This is a genomic window from Streptomyces sp. NPDC046805, from assembly GCF_040645355.1.
In the GTDB taxonomy this organism is placed as follows: Bacteria; Actinomycetota; Actinomycetes; order Streptomycetales; family Streptomycetaceae; genus Streptomyces.
Genome location: NZ_JBEYYC010000016.1, coordinates 47444 through 63344, shown reverse-complemented (window position 1 = coordinate 63344; position 15901 = coordinate 47444). Strand labels below are relative to the sequence as shown.

Annotated in this window: 15 protein-coding genes; 5 read left to right on the top strand and 10 right to left on the bottom strand. The window is 69.5% G+C overall.

Annotation, left to right across the window (positions count from 1 at the left end; genetic code table 11):
• Positions 1 to 38: 38 nt before the first annotated feature.
• On the top strand, positions 39 to 785 hold the full coding sequence (locus ABZ910_RS18955; RefSeq protein WP_361366026.1) for a class I SAM-dependent methyltransferase: 747 nt from the start codon (positions 39 to 41) through the stop codon (positions 783 to 785).
• A 515-nt stretch (positions 786 to 1300) separates the two neighbouring features.
• On the opposite strand, the gene ABZ910_RS18950 is transcribed toward ABZ910_RS18955, so the two are convergent.
• The 4 genes from ABZ910_RS18950 to ABZ910_RS18935 all read right to left on the bottom strand — a co-directional run bounded on the left by ABZ910_RS18950 (position 1301) and on the right by ABZ910_RS18935 (position 3604).
• A complete protein-coding gene (locus ABZ910_RS18950) occupies positions 1301 to 1747 on the bottom strand; it encodes a DinB family protein (RefSeq protein WP_361366023.1) in 447 nt (148 codons plus the stop codon).
• Positions 1748 to 2187: 440 nt separating this feature from the next.
• Positions 2188 to 2484 carry a DUF6247 family protein gene (locus ABZ910_RS18945; protein ID WP_361366020.1) on the bottom strand — a complete coding sequence of 99 codons (297 nt, stop codon included), beginning with the start codon at positions 2482 to 2484 and terminating at the stop codon, positions 2188 to 2190.
• A 50-nt stretch (positions 2485 to 2534) separates the two neighbouring features.
• The gene (locus tag ABZ910_RS18940; protein ID WP_361366017.1) at positions 2535 to 2759 is read right to left on the bottom strand and encodes a DUF397 domain-containing protein; all 225 of its coding nucleotides are present in this window, start codon (positions 2757 to 2759) and stop codon (positions 2535 to 2537) included.
• A complete protein-coding gene (locus tag ABZ910_RS18935) occupies positions 2756 to 3604 on the bottom strand; it encodes a helix-turn-helix transcriptional regulator (RefSeq protein ID WP_361366014.1) in 849 nt (282 codons plus the stop codon). The genes ABZ910_RS18940 and ABZ910_RS18935 overlap by 4 nt, the downstream gene beginning before the upstream one ends.
• A gap of 198 nt (positions 3605 to 3802) precedes the next feature.
• On the opposite strand from ABZ910_RS18935, the gene ABZ910_RS18930 reads away from it, so the two are divergent.
• Positions 3803 to 4447, top strand: a complete 645-nt coding sequence (locus ABZ910_RS18930) for an ATP-binding protein (RefSeq protein ID WP_361366011.1) — start codon at positions 3803 to 3805, stop codon at positions 4445 to 4447.
• 129 nt (positions 4448 to 4576) lie between these two features.
• Here the strand turns inward: ABZ910_RS18930 and ABZ910_RS18925 are convergent, their stop codons facing one another.
• The 3 genes from ABZ910_RS18925 to ABZ910_RS18915 form a co-directional block, all read right to left on the bottom strand.
• Positions 4577 to 7753 carry a DUF3427 domain-containing protein gene (locus tag ABZ910_RS18925; protein ID WP_361366009.1) on the bottom strand — a complete coding sequence of 1059 codons (3177 nt, stop codon included), beginning with the start codon at positions 7751 to 7753 and terminating at the stop codon, positions 4577 to 4579.
• A gap of 89 nt (positions 7754 to 7842) precedes the next feature.
• Positions 7843 to 8853 (bottom strand): SEC-C domain-containing protein, encoded by a 1011-nt coding sequence (locus tag ABZ910_RS18920; protein ID WP_361366006.1) that lies wholly within the window; start codon positions 8851 to 8853, stop codon positions 7843 to 7845.
• 106 nt (positions 8854 to 8959) lie between these two features.
• Positions 8960 to 10372, bottom strand: a complete 1413-nt coding sequence (locus ABZ910_RS18915; protein ID WP_361366003.1) for an MFS transporter — start codon at positions 10370 to 10372, stop codon at positions 8960 to 8962.
• Positions 10373 to 10440: 68 nt separating this feature from the next.
• On the opposite strand from ABZ910_RS18915, the gene ABZ910_RS18910 reads away from it, so the two are divergent.
• Together ABZ910_RS18910 and ABZ910_RS18905 are read left to right on the top strand one after the other, a co-directional pair.
• Positions 10441 to 10968: a helix-turn-helix domain-containing protein gene (locus ABZ910_RS18910; protein WP_361366000.1), complete on the top strand. Its 528-nt coding sequence runs from the start codon at positions 10441 to 10443 to the stop codon at positions 10966 to 10968.
• Positions 10969 to 11151: 183 nt separating this feature from the next.
• Positions 11152 to 12012 (top strand): fumarylacetoacetate hydrolase family protein, encoded by an 861-nt coding sequence (locus tag ABZ910_RS18905; protein WP_361365997.1) that lies wholly within the window; start codon positions 11152 to 11154, stop codon positions 12010 to 12012.
• Between the two features lie 18 nt (positions 12013 to 12030).
• Here the strand turns inward: ABZ910_RS18905 and ABZ910_RS18900 are convergent, their stop codons facing one another.
• From ABZ910_RS18900 to ABZ910_RS18890, 3 genes are all read right to left on the bottom strand, one after another.
• Positions 12031 to 12897, bottom strand: a complete 867-nt coding sequence (locus ABZ910_RS18900) for an LLM class F420-dependent oxidoreductase (RefSeq protein WP_361365994.1) — start codon at positions 12895 to 12897, stop codon at positions 12031 to 12033.
• 94 nt (positions 12898 to 12991) lie between these two features.
• Positions 12992 to 13483 (bottom strand): heme-degrading domain-containing protein, encoded by a 492-nt coding sequence (locus ABZ910_RS18895; RefSeq protein ID WP_361365991.1) that lies wholly within the window; start codon positions 13481 to 13483, stop codon positions 12992 to 12994.
• Complete coding sequence (locus tag ABZ910_RS18890) at positions 13480 to 14592, bottom strand: Gfo/Idh/MocA family oxidoreductase (RefSeq protein ID WP_361365988.1); 1113 nt, start codon at positions 14590 to 14592, stop codon at positions 13480 to 13482. Before ABZ910_RS18890 ends, ABZ910_RS18895 begins: the two co-directional genes overlap by 4 nt.
• Positions 14593 to 14701: 109 nt before the next feature.
• On the opposite strand from ABZ910_RS18890, the gene ABZ910_RS18885 reads away from it, so the two are divergent.
• On the top strand, positions 14702 to 15856 hold the full coding sequence (locus ABZ910_RS18885) for an ROK family transcriptional regulator (protein ID WP_361365985.1): 1155 nt from the start codon (positions 14702 to 14704) through the stop codon (positions 15854 to 15856).
• The last annotated feature ends 45 nt before the right edge of the window (positions 15857 to 15901 follow it).

The window sequence follows — 15901 nt, the reverse complement described above, 5'->3', positions numbered from 1 at the left end:
CATGCGGGTCGCGGTGCACTGGTGACACGGTTGCTCTCATGGATCTGGATCCGAAACAACCGCGGATCGACGATGCCTTCGGCCGCATTCTGGCCCGCTGCTGGGAGGCCGGCACCGCGCCGTGGTCAGCGGTGGAGGTGATCGAGCGCGACGACGGCCTGATCGCGGCCCATGACGCCTCTCGGTATTTCCGCGAGCCGGAGCAATGGACGGCACTGGATCGATGGGCGTGGGAGCAGGCCACGGGCCGGATCCTGGACGTGGGGTGCGGCGGTGGCCGCCACGCGGTCCCCTGGCTGGCCCGTGGACACGAGGTGGTGGGAGTGGACGCGTCCCCCGAAGCAGTGCGCATCACACGCGAACGTGGGGTCGAGGCGCTGGTCGGCTCGGTGCCATGCCTACCCGAAGGGCTGGGGGAGTTCGACACCATCGTTCTCTTCGGCAACAACCTCGGCCTGCTGGCCGGCCCCGACCAGGCGCCGCAGGTCCTGGCCGCCCTCGCCGCGGTGGCCCGCCCAGGCACACGGCTGATCGGCACCGGCACCGACCCGGGCGACGGCGGCACAGCCCATGCTGACTACCACGCCTGGAACCTCAGTCGCGGACGCGCACGAGGCCAACTGCGCCTCCGCGTGCGGGACGGCGCGACGGCAACGTCGTGGTTCGACTACTGGCTGGCGGCACCGAATGAACTCGCCGCAGCCGTGGCCGAATCCGCCTGGACACCGGAAGCGCTGGAGCGTGACCCCGCCGGTCCGAGCTATGTGATGTGCCTGCGCAAATAGCCGGACGCGAGGCGGTGGTTACGGGTAACAGACGTCGCCCCGAACCGCACACACAAAGAAACCCGCCCCTGGCAGACCAGGGACGGGTTCCTCTCAGAGCGCCGGGCAGGCCTTGCACCTGCATTTCCCCGCAGGAAGCGGGGCGTCTTTCCTTGGACCACCGACGCATCGCGTTTCACCCGGACTTGGGTGCCGCGCTCAAGATCGACTGTACCGTGCCGAAGGCTTGGCGCACAAGATCACGGTGAGGCATGCGCTACGGCCCGGTCCGGGGACGCCTTGTCAGCCGAAGAGGTCCTCCACAACGTCTTCGAGGACCTCGCCGCCGACCTCTTCGGCCGTCTCCTCCGCGATCTCCTCGATGATCTCCCCGAAGATGTCGTCCATATGCCGAACCCCTTCTCGTCTCCCTGGCGGACCCACAGCACGCGGGAGGCGACTGTGAGCTGGTGGATACTCCTTCAAACGCGTTGGCTGGTAGGTGAGTTCCCGACCTGAAGGACAGCTGCTGCGCCTCAGCCTGCGGCTGACTGATCGGCGTGGGTCAAGATCCGCTCGATGTCCCAGGCGTGATGTGCGGCGTCGTGGGCGTTGTTGCGCACCACGTCCTCGGCCCGCTGGATGCCACGACCGGCATGCTCAAGAACCACGTTGTCCTCCAGTGCGGCGGACACTGAGTCCACCCAGGCGTCGGCTGCTAGCTGGAGCGACCACAAGGCGCCCGCCAGGGATACCTCGTTGTAGGAGCTGGCCTGCGCCAGAAGGTCTGGGTTATACCCGGGAACCTGGCGTGTGCCCGATAGCCGTGCACCGGCCAGGCGCTCCGCCCAGTTGCGCAGGTTGTCCGTGACGTGGCTGACGTAGGCCGCCACGTTCCAGGTCAGCTCCGGATGCCGCTCATTGCCCAGGCGCCCCTTCACCAGAGCCGCGTAGTCTGTGGGCAGGTCCTCCACCTGTTCCATGGCTTCACGCGTGGTCAGTGACCAGTCGAACCCGCAGTCCCGGCAAGGGTTCCCGTACAGGCGCGCTCCCCAAAGTTCCATGGGAGGCCAACCTACCGCTCTCTCACCGACTACTGATTGCCGATGAACCCGACAGATCCTGGGCGCACCGAGTGACTACTCGGAGGAAACCCCGTCGTCCGGTGTCACCGCGACGATAGCCACCGTCGGGGGCGGGGGCGACGGCGTGTATACGTACGCCACCGCGAGCCCTGGCACATTGCCTCGGGGTTCGATCTTCGTTTTGCGGACCTCGGTGCTGTCCCGACGCAGTGGCCCGAGCAGCACGCCGAGTCGAGGTACCTGCTCCAGATCCTGTCGCAGCGCCTCCAGGGCCTACTCGGCCCCGAGCTCCTTCGCCCGCTCGGCGGCTCGCGTCGTTACGGCCGCGATCACGCCGCTCATCGGTCTTGGGGCCCCTGCTTCAGACGGGCCGCGAGGTCGATGCCTTCCTGCACTGCGATGTCGAAGTCCGGGTCCTGGTAGAGACGGATCCTGCCGCGGTAGTCGACGATCACCGTAGCCACCGCGTTCAGGTCCGTCTCCGATGACGTCTCCAGTGCATGCTGAAGATCCGCTTCGAAGGACTCCCGGTCACCGGGGAAGCCGTGCCCGGAGTGTAGGGCGGCCCGAATGTCGCCGATGGTCTTCAGTGGCAACGATGTATGAACCGGTGCTTCCGAGTGCTGTGCGCTCACGATCGTGCTCCTCGATGTCCTTTGCCCTACGGTGAGTGTCCTACATGCGGTCATGCCGTGCATGAGGCTTCAAGCTGGCCTTTCAATGCCTGTATGAAGGAGTGCCAGGCGTTGCCGTTGACGGCGACCACTGCCCCTTCCGGGCGCTTGGAGTCGCGTATCAACGTGCCGTCGTCGCCCATCGCACACTCGACGCATTCCCCTCCGGCACCGTTGCTGTACGAGGACGTAACCCACACCAGGCCGTGGGCACCTCTTGAGCTTGGGTTGCTCACCGTGCGTTCTCCTTCAACACCGACTCGACCAGCCGCGTGGAACGTTGAGGACTCAGGGCCGCGGCCCTCAGGCCGTCGAATGCCCTTGTGTACTCGCGAACATGATGCTCGCCTTCCAGGTGCACGGCATCGGTGATGCCATCCCGGTACACCAGGTCAGGGTCTTCCGGAGCGGGGAAGCCGAGCATGGTGAACGTCCCGGTGGCGGGATAGGTGCCTGAATCGAAGGGGAGGACCTGCAGGGTCAGCGTCGGCAACTCGGTGATGTCCAGGACGCGTTCCAGTTGCTCTCGCATCACGGCACGGTCCCCGATCACATTGCGAAGGGCGCCTTCGTTCACGATGAACCAGGCGTCGGGCGCGTCAGGGCGCGTCAGCATGGCTTGGCGCTCCATGCGTACCTGTACGGCCCTGTCGATGTCCTCGGCGGCCATGTGCGAGCCGGCCCTGTGGAGCTCGGTGGCGTAAGCCCTGGTCTGCATGAGTCCAGGGATCAGTTCGCACTGGTACTGGCGCAAGGTGGCGGCATCCTGCTCCAGGCCGATGTAGATGTTGAACCACTCGGGGATGCCGGCGCCGTGCACTTGCCACCAGCCGCGTGTCTTGGCCTGCCGGGCCAGTGACTTGAGAAAGTCGCGAAGCTCGTCGCTCGTGTCATAGAACCGGCACAGGGCGTCGATGTCGGACGGCTGGACCCTGCCGCTCCCCGTCTCCATGCGGTTCACTTTGGATCCGCTCCAGTCCAGCGCTTCGCCGACCTGGGCACAGGTGAGCGCGCTCTTCTCACGGAGCTTCTTCAGCTCGATCGAGAGGCGACGGCGGCGCGCCGTGGGAGATCCGGCCATCTCAACCCTCTTCCGAATAGCGGGTGTTCAGTCTTGCGCCAAGGTCTGTACTTGCCAATCACTCGGAAGTGGGAATCCCGCCGTGCACATTGCATGTCGGGATGGGCTCGCGCCACTCTGGTCCTCATCGCAACTCATGGTGAGCGCCTGTAACGCACCGCCGCACCTATGGCGCAACAGGCGACGAGAGGGGTGTTCGTGATCGAGGAAACCTGCATGCCGAGAAAGCCGTGGAACCTCGCCTTCACCGCCGAACCCGCAGAAGTGGCTGTCCTGCGCCGCACCATGCGACTGCACCTCGGGATCTGGGGCCTGCACCACATCGCCGACGAGGCCCAACTCTGTGTCAGCGAGCTGGTGTCCAACGTGATCAACCACGTCGGTCGCGGCACCCTGGCCACACTGGCGGTCTCCATGAGTGGCACCCGTCTTCGCATCGAGGTGCACGACCCTGACACGCGGGCATTGCCCACGCTCATGGACGCAGTCCCTGATGGCGAGACCGGTCGGGGCTTGGCACTCATGGATGCGCTCGCCGACCGATGGGGCGTCCAACTCCATCCTGAGCGAAAGGTGACCTGGTGCGAGCTGACGACGGGACTCACCTCGTCGAACGGTCACGTCGATGGCGTCGGCGTCACGCGCGCCGAAGCACTGCTCGGTCTCTACACGGCGGCACGGCGAACTCACGAGCCGGGCTTGAGCAAGCTGAGTGCGTCAATGGCCCAGGAAGCAGTGGTCGACGTCATCACGGACTTTCTCCACTGGCTCCGAGCGCACGGCTGCGACGCGGACGAGGCCCTGGACCGTGCTCAAACACGGTTCGAGATGCAGATCGCGTGAGCTGGGGATGGCGCCGCTTCGTCTTCTGGCCCCGTATGAGGAGGTCGAAGGAGACTATGCCCGCATGGCCTGGGAGGCCGCCTCCGCGCCTGCTCGGGAACTCCTTGCCTGACGTACGTCCGGGACCTTTCACACCGAGGCGATGGCCGAGTACGACCACACATCCGCGGGCAGCTCATGCTCCAGGTCCCAGGTGATCGCCATCGGCTTGCTGCCGCTGTGCTTCACATAGCGAGCCGGGCCGAGCAGCATCCAGGGCTCGGACTTGCCGATGCTGTTCTCCTTGTAGCGGCGCAGGAACAGCAGGACGTGGCTGTGCTGTTTGGTGTGGTGCCGGTAGCGCAGGCCCGTCGGGGATTTCTCGGACGTGCTGTTCTGGGACTCCCAGTGGAAGCGTGTGGGGCTGAGTGCGTAGTCCTTGTAGCGGACGTTGGGGGAGAAGTCCCGTTCGTTCTTCTCCGCGGTGATGAAGAGGGCGTCGGTCTTGATGTCCTCGACCCAGGTGACTCCTTGGGCGAAGACGCCGGGCATCTGACCACCCAGGCGGGCCACCCCGAGGGCTGCGAGGATTTCGGAGCGGTTGTACGAGCTGTGGATCTTCAGCGGGATGTGGGTGAGCGGGCCGTTCAGGGAGATCGGGAAGTGGTCGGTCCGATCGAGGACGTACGACAGGACCTGTCGCAGCTCGTCCCGCACCAACCGCTGGGCGCGCAGGGATGCCAGGCCCTCCCCGTAGCCGGAGAAGCCGCCCGCCCTGTCCCACAGGTTGAAGAACAGCATGCGGGCGTACGTCTGCTCCGTCGCGGAAAGCGTCTCGTAGTCGGGGGCGTCGTCCGCGAGGAGACGCAGATACTTGCGGGCCCGCTCGGGGTCGTCCACATGCAGGAAGGCGTGTACGCGCTTGAGGAGTTCCTCCTCGCCCAGTAGCGCGGGCTCCGTGATGACGCCGGCCTTGCGGAGGACCTTGGTCCAGGAATTCGAGCTCCTGTAGAGCTCGTTGATCTCCCGCCGGCTTTCGTGCAGGTAGGAGGCGAGCTTGAGAGTGCTGAAGTCCCTGACTTCCTTCGCCAGTGTGTTGACGGTGGCGTTGAGCTGCGTACGGATGTTGTCGAGGACGAGGTCTTTGGACTTGCCCTCCAGGATGATCTGGCAGCCGGAGGGAAGGTGTGGGAAGTCGCGCTCGATACTGTCGACCAAGCGATTGCGGGAGAGGTTGGTCAGAGCGCGGAACTGCGCCTCGAACCGGAACTCGGCCCGATGCTGGCCGATGAAGTCGAGCACGGTCAGCACTGGCTTGTTCGGGGTACGGCGTAGCCCACGCCCCAACTGCTGGAGGAAGACGGTCGCGCTGTTCGTCGGGCGCAGGAGAAGCAGCGTGTCGACGTCGGGGATGTCCAGGCCCTCGTTGAACAGGTCGACGGAGAAGATGACTTGGATCTTGCCGTTCTTGAGGTCGTTCAGCGTGCGCTCGCGTTCCTCGGCCGTCGACCTGCTGTCGAGCGCGGCGGCTCGGAGGCCCGCTTTGTTGAAGCAGTCGGCCATGAAGTGCGCGTGCGCCCTGGAGATGCAGAAGCCCAGGGCGCGCATGGCCGATGGATCGGCGATCTTGGCCCGAACCTGGTTGATGACGATGAGAGCCCGTGCGTTGCTGGCCGTGTAGAGGTTGCCGAGCTGGTCCCTGTCGTAGGAACCGGCTCGCCAGTCGAGCTGGGACAGGTCCGTTCCATCCGGCACGCCGAAGTAGTGGAAGGGGCACAGGAGATCGTTCTCGAGCGCTTCCCACAGGCGCATCTCGGCGGCGATCCGACCTTCGAAGAACTCCTCCTGCACGGAGAGACCGTCCATCCGCTCCGGTGTCGCGGTGAGGCCGAGGAGTTCGGTCGGGGTGAAGTGCCTGAGGACGCGGCGGTAGGTGTTCGCCGTGGCGTGGTGGAACTCGTCGATGACGATGACGTCGAAGTGGCCGGGATCGAGCTGTTCCAACCGCTGGAGATTGAGGGACTGGACGCTGGCGAACACATGCGTCCATTCGCGGGGTTCCTGCCCGTTGAAGAGCAGTTCACCGAATGAGCCGTCGGCGAGCACCTCGCGATAGGTGCGCAGCGACTGCTTCAGGATCTCCTTGCGATGAGCCACGAAAAGCAGCCGAGGCAGCTCGCCGCCCCGCTGATCGCGCAGGCGGCGGTAGTCCAGGGCCGCCATGACGGTCTTGCCGGTACCGGTCGCCGCCACCAGGAGGTTCTCGTGGTGGCCGCGGATCTCCCGTTCGACGCGGAGGCGTTCCAGCATGTCGCGCTGGTGCGGGAACGGTCGTACCTCGAGTCCGGAGACGTTGATCGTGAGCTCGTCGCCCGGACCCTTGCCGCTTCCGCCCGCCAGGGCCAACGCTTCGGCGAGCCGCTTCCCGTCCCGATCGGGGTCGTACGTTTCGAATGCCGCATCGTCCCAGTAGGCGTCGAAGGTCGCCTCGAACTTCTTGAGGACTCGGGGAGTGGCGACCGAGGACAGCCGTACGTTCCACTCCAGGCCGTCGAGCAGCGCGGCCCTCGACAGATTGGAGCTGCCCACGTACGCCGTGTCGAACTTGGTGTTGCGGCGGAACAGCCAGGCCTTGGCGTGCAGACGAGTCGTCCGGATCTCGTAGTTGACCTTGACCTCGGCACCGAACTCGCGCACCAGGCGATCCAACGCGAATCGATCGGTTGCGCCGATGTAGGTGGTCGTGATGACCCGGATGGTGACGCCGCGTTTCCTCGCCGCACGCAGCGCGTCCTCAAGCACCCGTATGCCCTGCCACTTGACGAACGCGCAGAGCAGATCGATGCGGTCGGCCGTGGCGAGTTCCGCGCGCAACTCGGCGCCCAGGTTGGGATCGTCCGGCGCGTTGGTGATGAGCGCGGTCTCGGAAAGTGGGGTCAGGGGGCGGATGGCGTAGACGCCGGGTGCTTCCTGCTCGGCGAGAGCGAGGAGTTGCCGGGGGCCGTCGGCGATGGCGCCGTCGGCTTCGCCCGGCTCCCCGTCGGGTGCGCCGGCGGCCAGCGACCGCATGATCCGGTTGGCCGCGGCCACCTGGTCCTTGTGCGGCAGCCCGCTCAGCCGGCGCCGCACCGCCTCGGCCACGTGACGGGCCAGTACATGCGGCGTGGACTCCGCGCTGACTTCGTCGTCGATCGCCTTCCAGCCCGCGGCTTCGAGGCCCTCTATCCGATGGTGCAGTCCCTCGGTGATGAGCTGCTCGTACACGCCCGCGACCGGCTCCGACAGGCCCCCCGACTCCACCAAGACCGCTCCTTCAACCCGCCCCATCTATGGATGGATCAGTTCTAACAGCAGTCACTGACAACGGAGGTCTGTTCGGCATACAGCGATCTCGGAGTGGACCGGCTCCGCCGATGTCAGACGCCGTGACACTCCCCGTAACCCCGCCCACCACCACACCAGCAGATAGCCCCCCGCTGCGGCGGCCACTCCACAGCCCGCCCCCGAGCCGCGAGCGTCGTCGCATACTGCGGCAGCAAGGCCACGTCGGCCGGAGACGAGGCCTCCGATGCGGCGAACGCCTCGTACGACGGCACCGTGCCCGCGACGATTCCCAGGTTGGCCGTGCCGGACGATGCCAGCTCGCGCAGCGACGCCTCTATCGTCGCGAGGTGCTCCGCCCGGGTCGGGTACTCGGCGGCGAGGGAGGGGTACGCCGCCACCAGTTCCTCCAACTCGGCCGCCGGCCAGTGCAGGACCGCTACCGGGAAGGGGCGGGACAGGGCTTCGCGGTACGTGTCCAGTTCTGCGCGTAGGCGGGAGATCTCCGCCTCCAGTTCCGCCGGGTTGTCCGAGCCGAGGGACCACACGCGCTTCGGGTCGTGGAGTTCGTCCAGGGAGACGGACGAGGAGTGGAGGGTATCGGCCAGGGTGTCCCAGTCGTCGTGGGGCAGGCCCAGCATCCTGCGGACCCGGTGGCGGCCGAAGAGCAGTGCGTGTGTGGAGTGCGGGGGTTCCGGCGCGTCCGTCAGGAGCAGGCGGGCGCCTTCCGTGAACGTGTCCTGCGCCGCCTCCAGCTCGTCGTGGGACTCCAGGGACTCCGCCACGATCACCCAGGGGGCCGGGTCGCGGGGTGCCGCGGTGCGGACTCCGCCGATGATGGCCCTCGCCTCCGCCTCGTGGCCGTACTCCCAGAGGTTGGAGGCCTTGAGGGCGCGTACCAGGTGGGGGTTCTCCAGTTCCTGGGTGGAGGAGATCAGGCGGTCGTAGAGCGCGGTCGCGGCGGGGCGGTCGCCGGAGAGCTCCAGGTGGGCCGCGGCCTGCAGGAGCAGGGCCTCGGCGTCCTCGGGGTGCAGGCCGGCGGTCCGCTCCAGGCGTGCCGCTTCGGAGGTGTGGTCGACGTTCTCGGCAGGCGTGTCGGGGCGCATGGGGGACACCGTACTGCCGTGCGGTGACAAAGGAGAGGGAGCCTCCGGTCCGACGGTGCTCGGCCGTTCTCCCGGTTGATGCCTTGCGGGCAGGGCAGTCCCGTGGTCACCCTCGCTCCCGCAGGCCGACCACACATCCCGCCCCCACCACGGCCAACCCCGCCGACACCACCATCGCCACGTCCGCGCCCCGCGCCAGACCCCCGCCGGAGGATGTCGCGAGCGCGATCGTCAGTGCAACCCCCGCGCACGAGCCGATGTACCTGAACGTCTGCTGTGCCCCCGAGCCCATCGCCGCCCGCGCGGTCGGTACCGATTCCACCGCCAGCAAGGGGAGTGCCGCGTTCAGCAGGCCGCTGCCCGTTCCGCCGAGCACCAGGCCCGGCAGCAGCCGGGTCCATGAACCGGCGTCCATCGCGCCCAGCATCGTCAGTGCGCCTATGGCGTGCAGCAGGAAGCCCGTCGCCAACTGCTTGCGCGGCGCCACCCTTCCCGCCAGCCGCTTGGCCTGCAAGGCCACCGTGAAGGACAGTCCCGACCAGAGCAGGAACAGCCAGGCCGTGTCCATGGCCGACAGGCCCAGCCTCCGCTGCAACAGCGCCGGCAGGAAGCTGAACAGGCCGATCACCGCCAGGCCCGTGAAGAGGCCGCCGGAGGCGGAGGCCAGGAAGCGGGGGCTGCGCAGCAGGCTCAGGTCGATCATCGGGGCGGCCGCCCGGCGCTCGATGGCCGTGAAGATTCCGATCAGTGCCGTCGACGCCGCCAGCAACAACCCAACGGGCGCCCGCAGCCAGCCGTCCCGGCCCAGTGTCAGCGCGGCGACCAGTGCCACCAGTGCGAGACCGAACGTCATTGCCCCGGCTACGTCCGGACGGCGGCCCCTCGGTGAGCGGGACTCCGGGAGCCTGCCCAGCCCCAGTCCGGCCACCACCAGTGCCGTCGCGCCCAGGACGCCGTACGCCCAGCGCCAGTTGGGCATCGCCCCGGCGACCAGGGGGCCGGTCGCGATGCCGCCGCTCACGAAGGCGCCCCAGACGCCCGTCGCGTGCAGGCGGCCCCGCGGGGTCGGGAACGCCGTCACCAGCAGGCCCAGGCTGCTCGCCAGGATCGCCGCGCTCGCGGCGCCCTGGGCGATACGGGCCAGGGTGAAGGCCCAGGTGGACGTGGCCAGGGCGCCCAGTGCCGTCGTCACCCCGAGCGCCAGCGTGCCGGAGAGGAAGATGCGGCGGCGGCCGTAGTCGTCGGCCAGGCTGCCGGCCACCAGGAGCAGGGCGGCCAGGCCCAGCGGGGTGCCGTTCAGGAGCCAGGCCTGGGCGGAGAGGGGGGTGTGCAGGGCCGCCGCGGTGTCGGGCAGCGTGACCATCGGGGCCGTGTACGTCATCAGGGCCACCGCCGTCGCGGCGCTGGTCAGGGCGAGCGTGACCCGTGGGTGCGGGGGCGCTTCTGTGCGGGGTGCCGTGCGTGGGGCGCCGCCGGGTGCATGGGCGTCCGTCAGGGTTCGTTCATTGAACCTAGGCATATCGGCACCGTAGCACGGTCGGTTCGGTCACTGAACCTGAATGTCGGAAAGTGGCTAAGGTGGACGTCATGGCACTGGGCAAGGACTACGCGACGCAGGAGTGCTCGATCGCACGCGCGCTGGAGATCGTCGGCGAGCGCTGGACGCTCCTCGTCGTCCGCGACGCCCTCTACGGCATCCGCCGCTACAACGACTTCCTCGTCCACCTCGGCATTCCGCGCGCCGTCCTGGCCGCCCGCCTCCGGACCCTCACGGCCGAAGGAATCCTGGAGAAGCGCCGGTACCAGCAGTCGCCGCCGAGGGACGAGTACGTCCCGACCGCGCGGGGCATCGCCCTCTGGCCGACGCTGCGCGCGCTCGGGCTGTGGAGGCGCGAGCAGTACGGCGAGACGCAGCTGCGCTACTTCCGGCACGCGGACTGCGGTACCGAACTCGGGCCGTACGGCGAATGCCGCGCCTGCGGGACCGTCGTACCGGTGGAGGACGTCCTCATGGAGCCGGGGCCCGGACTCGACCCCGACCCGGCCGATCCGGTCAGCCGGGCGCTCCTTGAGCCCCGGCGGTTGCTGGAGCCCCTCGAGACCGAACACGTGTGACGCGCAGGCGGGACCGTCCGGTCCGGTGCCGTCCAGTCCGTGAACCGGGTATTGCGCACCGCCCCCGCACCTTGTGGGATCGGTCAGTCCGCCGATGGACGGCGAGGGGTGGCGACGGCTGCCGCCTACCGCCTCCGTCGGCCGGTCGGGTGTGGGCGTACGCGATCCAGGGAGACGGTGACCATGAAGCTGATGCGAGTCGGTGTGGCGGGGGCGGAGCGGCCCGCTTTGCTCGATGCCGAGGGGATTCTGCGGGATCTGTCGGGGGTCGTGGACGACATCGACGGGGCGCTGCTCGCCGACGACGCCGCGCTCGCGCGGATCCGGAACGCCGCCGAGGCGGGGGAGTTGCCCGTGCTGGACGGCGCGGGCGAGATGCGGGTCGGGGCGCCGGTCGGGCGGATCGGGAAGGTCGTGTGCATCGGGCTCAACTACCACGATCACGCCCGGGAGACCGGGGCCGAGCCGCCTGCCGAGCCGGTCGTCTTCCTCAAGGCCGCGGACACCGTCGTCGGGCCGTACGACAGCGTGCTCGTGCCGCGCGGGTCGGTCAAGACCGACTGGGAGGTGGAACTGGCCGTCGTCATCGGGCGTACGGCGCGCTACCTGGAGTCGGACGAGGAGGCGCTCGCGCATGTCGCGGGGTACGCGGTGGGGCACGACGTGTCCGAGCGGGAGTTCCAGATCGAGCGGGGCGGGACCTGGGACAAGGGCAAGAACTGCGAGACGTTCAATCCGCTCGGGCCGTGGCTCGTGACGGCCGACGAGGTGCCGGATCCGCAGACGCTGTCGCTCAGGCTCTGGGTCAACGGGGAGCTCAAGCAGGACGGCACCACCGCCGAGCAGATATTTCCCGTGGGTGAAGTCGTGCGGTACGTCAGCCGGTTCATGACCCTGCACCCCGGTGACGTCATCAACACCGGTACGCCGGCCGGAGTTGCGATGGGGCGGCCCGAGCCCAAGCCCTACCTGAGGGCCGGGGACGTCGTCGAGCTGGAGGTGGAGGGGCTCGGGCGCCAGCGCCAGGAGTTCACGGACGCCTGAGCCCCCTCCCGAGTCCCGTCAGATCAGGATGTCGGCGAGCCTCCGCCAGGCCTCCCGCGGGAGCGCCTCCCTCGGGCCGCCGTCCGCCACCTGGAGCGCCACGTGGTCCGCGCCCGCGTCGAAGAAGGCGTTGACCCGGGTGCGGATGCGGTCCTCGTCGCCCCAGGCGTACAGGGCGTCGATCAGGCGGTCGCTGCCTCCGTCGGCCAGGTCGTCCTCGGTGAAGCCGAGGCGCGCGAAGTTGTTGGTGTAGTTGGGGAGGGTGAGGTACATGGCGAGGTGCTCGCGGGCCAGGGCCCGGGCGCGGGTCGGGTCGGTCTCCAGGACGACCCCGAACTCCGGGGCCAGCAGCGGGGCTTCGCCCAGGATCTCGCGGGCCTGGGCTGTGTGCTCGGGCGTGACCAGGTAGGGGATCGCGCCCGCCGCCCGGTCGGCCGACAGCTGCAGCGTCTTCGGGCCGAGGGCCGCCAGGACCCGGCGTCCGGCCGGGACCCCGGCCGCGTCCAGCCCGTCGAGGTAGGAGACCATCGCCGAGTACGGGCGGCGGTACTGCTCCGCGCGCTTGGCGTGGCTCACGCCGAGACCGAGCACGAAGCGGCCGGGGTGGGCCGACTCCACCTCGGTGAAGCCGGCCGCGCTCGCGTCGGCGTCGTACTGCCAGATGCTCTGGATGCTCGTGCCGACCGCCAGCCGCGAGGTGGCGTCGAGCAGCGGTACGGCGTGACGCGGGGCGCTGCTGCCACCCAACCAGACGGCGCCGTAACCGAGTTGCTCCAGCTCGGCGGCGGCCTCGGCGATCTCGGGGCGTAGGGCCGGGTCCTCCGAGCGGAGTCCGACGTTCCAGATGCCGTACCGGCCGACTGATTCCTTCAGGGGCGTGCTCATGGGTGCGTTCCCTCCGGGCGGGTGTCGTTCCATGATCGATTTCGCGTACGACAGTCACAACCGGAGGGGGACCCGGGTTAATCCCGCTCGGTGACTACGCGCCCAGGAACCGCTCCAGCGCCTCCACCACGAAGCGGTGGTCCTGGAGCTGGGGCAGGCCGGAGACCGTGACGGCGCCGACCACGCCCACGTTCTCGACGGTGATCGGGAACGAGCCGCCGTGGGCCGCGTACATGTCGGGGTCCAGGCGGGAGGAGTCCTCGAACGTCGAGCCCTTGGCCCGGAAGCGGGCGCCGACCAGGTACGACGCGGCGTTGTAGCGCTCCACCACGCGGCGCTTGCGGGCGATCCAGGCGTCGTTGTCGGGGGTGGAGCCGGGCAGTGCGGCGTGGAAGAGCTGCTGGCCGGCTCGGTGGATGTCGATGGCGACCGGGGCCTGGCGCTCGCGGGCCATCTCCACGAGGAGCGAGCCGAGGGCCCAGGCGTCCTCGTACGTGAACCGGCTGAAGACCAGGCGGCGTTCCTGCGCCTCCAGTTCCTCGATGCCCGGGGTGAGTTCGGGGGTGGTCTGCGCGTCGCGGGTCACAGCGTCACCGCCACTCCGTCGCGGGCGGACACGCGGGCCGCCTCCAGTACGTCGAGGGCGGCGGCCGCCTCCTGCGCGGTCACCGGGTTGGGGCCGCCGTCGAGGAGGGCCTCGGCGATGGCCTCGTAGTACGCCAGGTAGTCGCCCGGCAGGGTCGGTACGGGGCGGCCGCCGCCGGTGAGCGGGGACTCGCCGGCGCCGAGCCTGCCCCACAGGGCGTCCGGCTCCGCGCCCCAGGACGGCCCGGGGCGCAGGCCCTCGCGCAGAGCGGCCTCCTGCGGGTCCAGGCCGTACTTCACATAGCCCGCCTCCGAGCCCAGGACCCGGAAACGGGGACCGAGTTGAGCGGTGGTGGCGGAGACGTAGAGGTGAGAGCGGACGCCGCTCGCGTGCGTGAGCGCGATGAACGTGTCGTCGTCCGTCTCGGCGCCGTCGCGGCGCACGACGGCCTCGGCGTACACCTGGGTGACGGGGCCGAAGAGGACCAGGGCCTGGTCGACGACATGGCTGCCGAGGTCGTACAGCAGGCCCCCGACCTCCGCCGGGTCACCGGACTCGCGCCAGCCGCCCTTGAGCTGCGGGCGCCAGCGCTCGAAGCGGGACTCGAAGCGCCATACGTCGCCCAACTCGCCCTCGGTGATGAGCTTCTGCAAGGTGAGGAAGTCGTTGTCCCAGCGGCGGTTCTGGAAGACCGACAGGAGCAGGCCGCGCGCCTCGGCGAGGGCGGCCAGCTCGCGGGCCTCGGCGGCCGCACCGGCGATCGGCTTGTCGACCACGACCGGCAGACCCGCCTTGAGGGCGGCGGTGGCCAGGGGGACGTGCGTCTTGTTCGGGGACGCGATGACGATCAGGTCCAGCTCGTCGGCGCGGTCGAACAGCTCGTCGGCGGTGGTGACGATGCTGACGTCCGGGAACTCGGCGCGGGCCTGCTCCTGCCGCTCGGGGTTCGCGGTGACCACCGTGTCGAGGGTGAGGCCCTCGGTCGAGGCGATGAGCGGGGCGTGGAAGACGGAGCCCGCGAGGCCGTAGCCGATCAGGCCCACGCGGAGGGGGGTGCCGGAGCCGGAGGGGCCGGGCGCACCAGTCGTGCCAGTCGTGCCAGTAGTCATGCGTCCCACTTTCGCAACGCTGTTGCCAAAGTGCAAGTGTCGGGGACAATGGGGGCGTGAGCAGGGGCAGCGCGGGCAGCATGGCCGCGGAAGGCGGAGGAGTCGCAGGGTGGTGGCCGGCATAAGGAGCGCGACGGTGGGACCCGGCGGCGGACCGGGCGGGGCGAACCTGCTCGCCCTGCGCAGCCACAACACCGCGCTCGTGCTCGACCTGCTGCGGACCGCGGGGGCCGAGGGGATCAGCCGCCTGGAGATCGCCGAGCGCACCGGGCTGACTCCGCAGGCGGTCAGCAAGATCACCGGTCGGCTGCGGGAGGAGGGCTTCGCCGCGGAGGCGGGGCGGCGGGCGTCCACCGGCGGCAAGCCGCGGACCGTGCTGCGGCTGGTGCCGGAGGCCGGGCACGCGGTGGGGGTGCACCTGGACCGGGACGAGGCGCGGGCGGTGCTCTGCGATCTCACCGGCGCGGTGGTGGCCGAGGGGCGGGGCGCCGTGCACCTGGGGGCCGGGGCGGAGGCGGTTCTCGCGCACACGGCCCGTCAGGTGGAGGAACTGCTGCCGTCGGCGCCGGGCTCGCTCCTGGGCGTCGGCGTCGCCCTGCCGGGACCGCTCGACCACACCCGCGGTGTGCTGCACCGGGTCACCGGTTTCCCGGAGTGGGACGGGTTCCCGCTGCGGGACGCGCTCGCCGAGCGGCTCGGTCTCGGCATCCCCGTCGTCGTCGACAAGGACACGAACGCGGCGGCGCTCGGCCTCGCGGTCGCGAGAGGAGGGGCGGAAGGGAGCAGGGGCGGGGGCGGCTCGTTCGCGTATCTGCATCTCGGCACGGGGCTCGGGGCCGGGCTGGTGATCGGCGGGAGCGTGCACCGGGGCGCGCGGACCGGCGCCGGGGAGTTCGGACACCAGGTCATCCAGCTGGACGGGCCGGTGTGCGGGTGCGGAGACCGGGGATGCGTCGAGGCGCTGTGCCTGGCGGCCGTGGAACGCGGTGACCTGGCGGAGGCGGCACGGGTGCTCGGCGCGGGGGCCGCGAATCTGGTGGGGCTCCTCGACATCGACCTCGTGCTGCTGGGCGGCCGTACGGTCGCCGCGGCGCCCGAGGAGTTCGTACGCGGTGTCGCCGCGGTCCTCGACGCCCGCGCCCGGCGCGAGGGCGCGCCCGAGGGGGCCGTACCCGTACGGGTCGCCTCCGGCGGGGCGCGGGGCGTGGCGGAGGGGGCGGCGCAGTTGGTGCTGGGGGCGCTGTTCGGGCGGGCCGGCATGTGACGCCGGGGACGGGGACGGGGACGGGAGCGATGGCGCTCGGCCGGT

Excerpts from the sequence above, each read along its gene's own strand:
- ABZ910_RS18955 (WP_361366026.1), top strand. The coding sequence starts at position 39 with ATGGATCTGGATCCGAAACAACCGCGGATCGACGATGCCTTCGGCCGC.
- ABZ910_RS18950 (WP_361366023.1), bottom strand. The coding sequence starts at position 1,747 with ATGGAACAGGTGGAGGACCTGCCCACAGACTACGCGGCTCTGGTGAAG.
- ABZ910_RS18935 (WP_361366014.1), bottom strand. The coding sequence starts at position 3,604 with ATGGCCGGATCTCCCACGGCGCGCCGCCGTCGCCTCTCGATCGAGCTG.
- ABZ910_RS18925 (WP_361366009.1), bottom strand. The coding sequence starts at position 7,753 with ATGGGGCGGGTTGAAGGAGCGGTCTTGGTGGAGTCGGGGGGCCTGTCG.
- ABZ910_RS18920 (WP_361366006.1), bottom strand. The coding sequence starts at position 8,853 with ATGCGCCCCGACACGCCTGCCGAGAACGTCGACCACACCTCCGAAGCG.
- ABZ910_RS18915 (WP_361366003.1), bottom strand. The coding sequence starts at position 10,372 with ATGCCTAGGTTCAATGAACGAACCCTGACGGACGCCCATGCACCCGGC.
- ABZ910_RS18910 (WP_361366000.1), top strand. The coding sequence starts at position 10,441 with ATGGCACTGGGCAAGGACTACGCGACGCAGGAGTGCTCGATCGCACGC.
- ABZ910_RS18905 (WP_361365997.1), top strand. The coding sequence starts at position 11,152 with ATGAAGCTGATGCGAGTCGGTGTGGCGGGGGCGGAGCGGCCCGCTTTG.
- ABZ910_RS18900 (WP_361365994.1), bottom strand. The coding sequence starts at position 12,897 with ATGAGCACGCCCCTGAAGGAATCAGTCGGCCGGTACGGCATCTGGAAC.
- ABZ910_RS18890 (WP_361365988.1), bottom strand. The coding sequence starts at position 14,592 with ATGACTACTGGCACGACTGGCACGACTGGTGCGCCCGGCCCCTCCGGC.